This is a genomic window from Elstera litoralis (assembly GCF_000963705.1).
Classification (GTDB): domain Bacteria; phylum Pseudomonadota; class Alphaproteobacteria; order Elsterales; family Elsteraceae; genus Elstera; species Elstera litoralis.
Genome location: NZ_LAJY01000252.1, coordinates 1 through 4,617 on the forward strand (window position 1 = coordinate 1; position 4,617 = coordinate 4,617).

The 4,617-nt window shown below is 61.6% G+C and carries 5 protein-coding genes; 2 read left to right on the forward strand and 3 right to left on the reverse strand.

The genetic code is table 11. The features are described from left to right. The first annotated feature begins 233 nt into the window (after positions 1-233). Both VZ95_RS10530 and VZ95_RS10535 read left to right on the forward strand, forming a co-directional pair. On the forward strand, positions 234-920 hold the full coding sequence (locus VZ95_RS10530) for a phosphatidylserine decarboxylase (RefSeq protein ID WP_045775800.1): 687 nt from the start codon (positions 234-236) through the stop codon (positions 918-920). Positions 921-922: 2 nt separating this feature from the next. Further along, complete coding sequence (locus VZ95_RS10535; protein WP_045775801.1) at positions 923-1,735, forward strand: CDP-alcohol phosphatidyltransferase family protein; 813 nt, start codon at positions 923-925, stop codon at positions 1,733-1,735. Here the strand turns inward: VZ95_RS10535 and VZ95_RS10540 are convergent. The 3 genes from VZ95_RS10540 to motA all read right to left on the reverse strand — a co-directional run bounded on the left by VZ95_RS10540 (position 1,732) and on the right by motA (position 4,529). After that, a complete protein-coding gene (locus VZ95_RS10540) occupies positions 1,732-2,487 on the reverse strand; it encodes an arginyltransferase (protein ID WP_045775802.1) in 756 nt (251 codons plus the stop codon). The genes VZ95_RS10535 and VZ95_RS10540 overlap by 4 nt on opposite strands. 129 nt (positions 2,488-2,616) lie before the next feature. Further along, complete coding sequence (locus tag VZ95_RS10545) at positions 2,617-3,618, reverse strand: OmpA family protein (protein WP_045775803.1); 1,002 nt, start codon at positions 3,616-3,618, stop codon at positions 2,617-2,619. A 50-nt stretch (positions 3,619-3,668) separates the two neighbouring features. Then, a complete protein-coding gene (motA, locus tag VZ95_RS10550) occupies positions 3,669-4,529 on the reverse strand; it encodes a flagellar motor stator protein MotA (protein WP_045775804.1) in 861 nt (286 codons plus the stop codon). Positions 4,530-4,617: the final 88 nt, after the last annotated feature.

The following is a 4,617-nucleotide window of genomic DNA, read 5'->3' on the forward strand; positions in this document are numbered from 1 at the left end:
CGGCCATCGTCCCCTACCGCAAAACTGTGCATCGCCAGCGGCAGTTTCTGATTGGCCAGAAGGCTCATATTCTCATTCTGTTGCATCACGGAATCCACGGAAGCTGACGATCATGCGCTAGGGGCATTGTTCCCCCTGCATTATGCTGGCGCATTGTGCCACGGTTCGGGATAGGGTCCAACTCCTCGCTGAGTGTGCATCGGTATCCTGCGGAAGGTTTGGAGGTTTTAGGTATGCGGCCCACAGTGTTTCCCGCCATTCATCGCGAAGGCTGGCCTTTTATTGCGATTTTCATCGTCGCGGCGATTATCCTCTCGTGGATTCACGGCGGGCTCGGCTTCATCGGCCTGATTTTGACGGCCTGGTGCGTCTATTTCTTCCGCGATCCCGTGCGCGTTACGCCGATGCGCAGCGGCTTGGTGGTGAGCCCGGCCGATGGCATCGTCGTCAGCCTGGGGCCGACGGTGCCGCCGTCGGAACTCGGCCTCGGCGATCAGCCGCTGCCCTGCGTTGCCGTCTTCATGAATGTCTTCGACGTTCACGTGAACCGCGCGCCGGTCACGGGGCGCATCCGCCATATGGCCTATCGTCCGGGGCGGTTCTTCAATGCCTCGCTGGATAAGGCGAGCGAGCATAACGAGCGCAATGGCCTCGTCTTCGAACTGCCCGATGGCCGTGCGGTCGGCGCCGTGCAGATTGCCGGCCTCGTGGCCCGCCGCATCGTTTGGTGGGTCGGCGTCGGCGATGCGATGACGGCGGGCAGCCGGTTCGGCATGATCCGCTTCGGTAGCCGCGTCGATGTCTATCTGCCCCAGGGCGTTACGCCCCAGGTGTGCATCGGGCAGCGGATGGTCGCCGGTGAAACCGTGTTGGCCGATCTTCAGTCCAGCGAAGCCTTACGTCCGGGATTTGCCAGCTAATCATGTTGCGCCGCCGCCCCTCCCGGCTTCCGCGCCGGATGCGGGCTCAGTCGATCAATCGGCTGATCCCCAATATGGTCACGCTGCTCGCCCTCTGCTCCGGGCTGACGGCGATCCGCTTTGCGCTGGAAGGCCGCTGGCAAGCGACCGTGATGGCGATTTTTTTGGCGGCGATCTTGGATGGGCTCGATGGGCGTCTCGCGCGCATGATGAATGCCACGTCTAAATTCGGCGCGGAACTCGATAGCCTGTCGGATTTCGTCTGCTTCGGCGTGGTGCCGCCGGTGGTGCTGTACCTCTGGGGGCTCGACGACGGCGGGCGCGTCGGCTGGGGCGTCGCGCTTTTCTATACAGTGTGCATGGCCTTGCGCCTCGCGCGCTTCAATACGTCGCTGGAAGATACTGCGCGGCCGCCCTGGACCTATAATTTCTTCACCGGCGTTCCCGCTCCGGCGGGGGCGGCCTTGGCGCTGCTGCCGCTATTGGCTTTCTTTGAGTTCCAGGCCGAGTTTTTGAAGCGGCCCTTGTTCCTCGGCCTATGGCTCTTGATCGTCGGCGGGTTGATGGTGAGCCGGATTCCGACCTTCTCCTTCAAGAAGGTCCGCATTCCCAACTGGCTCGTACTGCCGTTCATGTTGGCCGCAGGCGGCACGGCGGCGGGGCTCGCAACCGAGCCGTGGATGACGCTGATGGCGATCCAACTGCTCTATCTCATCTCTATTCCGCTCTCGATCCGCGCCGCCCGGCGGCTTCAGCGCGCGCTCGACCGGAGCCAAGGCCCGCTTGTCGAAACTGCTCCTGGGAAGCCGGATTAGTCCTCGGGGGCGCGTTCCACCCAGCGGTGCCCATCGAAGCGTTCCAGCGGGCTGAAGCGCGCCTTATAGCTCATCTTGCGGCAATCCTCGATCCAGTAACCGAGGTAGAGATAAGTGAGCCCGCGTTGAACGGCTTCCGCCACCAGCGCTTGAACCAGAAAGGTTCCGAGGCTGCGGGTCGGCGTGTCCGGCTCATAGAAGCTGTAGACCGCCGACAGCGAATCCTGCCCAACGTCGGTCAGCCCGCAGGCCCAGAGGCGGCCCGCTTCGTCCCGTAACTGAAGAAGCCCGGTTTTGACGGGCGATTCCTCGATCAGCAGTCGAAACTCCTCATAGGACATCAACGCCATATCGCTATCGCTATGGCGCTGGTGCTGATAGCGCTCGAAGAGATCGAAAAGCTCGGCGGAAGCGCGGGCAGGCGCGAAACTGGCCCGGAGGTCGTGGTTCAGCTTGTGCAGTTTGCGCATCGTCCGGCTTGGGGCAAAGCGCGCGACGGGAATGCGAACGGGGATACAGGCGGTGCAGCCATCGCAGGCCGGGCGATACAGGTAGCGCTGGCTGCGGCGGAAGCCGTAATGCTGAAGAAACTCAAAAAAACCGCCCGCGGCCATTTCGGCCGAGATTTCGGTGAGAACCCGCGTTTCTTCGCGGCCCGGTAGGTAGGAGCAGGGGAAGGGGCGGGTGCGGTAGAAGATCGGCTCGACGATCCGGTCCAGCGCGGTAATCCCACGGTCCAGCTCATCCGTCATGGCGTCCCCCCTTGCGGTTGGTCCTCGTGGATCAGCGTGACAAGCCCGGCGCTAAAAATCAATCGCTTGCCCTAAAAACAAATCTCCCGGCGCAAGGGCCGGGAGAGATGGAAAATCAGTCGGAACTCTTTATTGGCGCGGGATCAGGCGACCGTCGGGGCCGGGCGGCGGCGGTTGGACCGGCGCGGCGGCTGAAGCGGCCCCGGTTCCGCCTGCGGGGGCCGGGGGCACCGGCTCATTCAGCAGCGTAATGGAGATACGGCGATTGCTGGCAGCCTTCGGGTCTTCGGGAACCTTCGGCTCGCGGTCGGCTTTGCCTTCGACCGAGGCGATCCGGTCATCGGCGATGCCGTTCTTGGTCAGCGCGCGGCGGCTGGAATTGGCACGATCCGCCGAGAGGTCCCAATTGTCATACTGCGAGCGTGGCCCAAAGGCGACGGAATCGGTATGACCGGAGATGGCGACCTTATTCGGGACCGACGCGATAATCTTGGCAACCTGCGCCATCAGCCTTTCGGTCTGCGGCAACATGCGCGAACTGCCTTTGGGGAACAGTTCCTGCTTTTCATTATCGATCAGATCGATTCTGGTGCCGTCCTGGGTTTGGGCGAACTGCACATTGGCCTGGAACCCTTGAAGCTCGGGCACGCCTTGCAGCGCTTGACGAACCTGGCGCTCTACCTCGGCGGCGGGCGGGGCAGGGGTCTTTTGACCAGACAGCGCACCGGGTTCGGCTTCGATACCAAGCGGCTTCGGTTGGGCACCGGGGAAGCCCGGAACATCCGTATTGCCGTCGCCGTCTTTCGGCAGCGACGGGCCGCCGCCGGGCGTGCCGAGCGGGGCGGAGGGGTTGCGCAAGGCCCCATCCTTACTAATCGTTTCGCCGTTCAGCATTTGCCCGGACCCGGAGGGGTTCCGCGACGCACTCACCGGAGCGAAATATTCAGCAATCGAGACCTTCTGTTCCGGCGTGGATTGATTGATGATCCACAGCATCAGAAAGATAATGAACATGGCGGTCATAAAATCCGCCAGCGCAATCTTCCAGGTCGAAGAGCCGTGGGCGTCGTGACGCCCGCCCTTGACTTTCTTAATGATGATCGGCGGAAGGTTCGAGCTATGCGCAGCCATAATAGAATCCTCTTACCCGTTCCGCAGAAACTTGCCGCCCCACGCGCCGATTAAACCGGCGGCAGGGAGGAAACCGTCGCTTCCACTTCGTAGAAGGTCGGGCGAACGTCGCTCATCAGCGCCTTACGGGCGAATTCCACCGAGACCGCCGGGGCATAGCCCTGCATGTGCGCGAGAATACCCGCTTTCATGCATTGCAGAAACTTCATTTCGGCTTCGACATCATTCTTCAGCGCGGTCGCGATCGGGCCAACGAACCCGTAGGAGAGCAAGACGCCGAGCAGCGTGCCGACGAGCGCGCCGCCGATGGAGGCCCCAATAACGCCAGCAGGCTGATCGATGAGCGCCATCGTTTTGATAACGCCGAGCACGGCGGCGACGATCCCGATGGCGGGCAGCGCGTCGGCCATCACCTGAAGGGCGGCCGGAATTTGCATGGTTTCCTGATGGTGTGTTTCGATTTCCTCATCCATCAGCGCTTCGACTTCGTGGGGATTATCCGTCCCCAGGGTCAGCAGGCGGAGGTAATCGCAGAGGAACACCAGCGAGGATTGATCGTTCATGAAGGTCGGAAACCGCATGAACAAATTGCTCTCGCGCGGGTTTTCCACATGCTGTTCCAGCGCCAGCATGCCCTTGGTCTTGGCGAGCTTGAAGGAGGTGTAGAGCAGGCTCAGCAGTTCCAGGTAACTATCTTTGCTGTAGCGGCGACCGCCGAAAATCTTGGCGATCGAGCCGATTGTCCGCCCGAGCACCGCGCCGCGATTGGAGATCATGTACGAGCCAACGGCCACGCCACCGATGATAACCAATTCAACGGGTTGAAACAGGATGTCAAAGCGCCCGCCGAGAAGGGCGAAGCTGCCAAAGACCGCGAAAAGAATGATAGCGATACCGGCGATCTTTAGCATGGACTCACTCCAACGTTCTGTTCCGATTGTCCAAACCGACACATGAAGGGCAACGAATGGCTCTTGCCCCATTTATTCTGCCTATAGG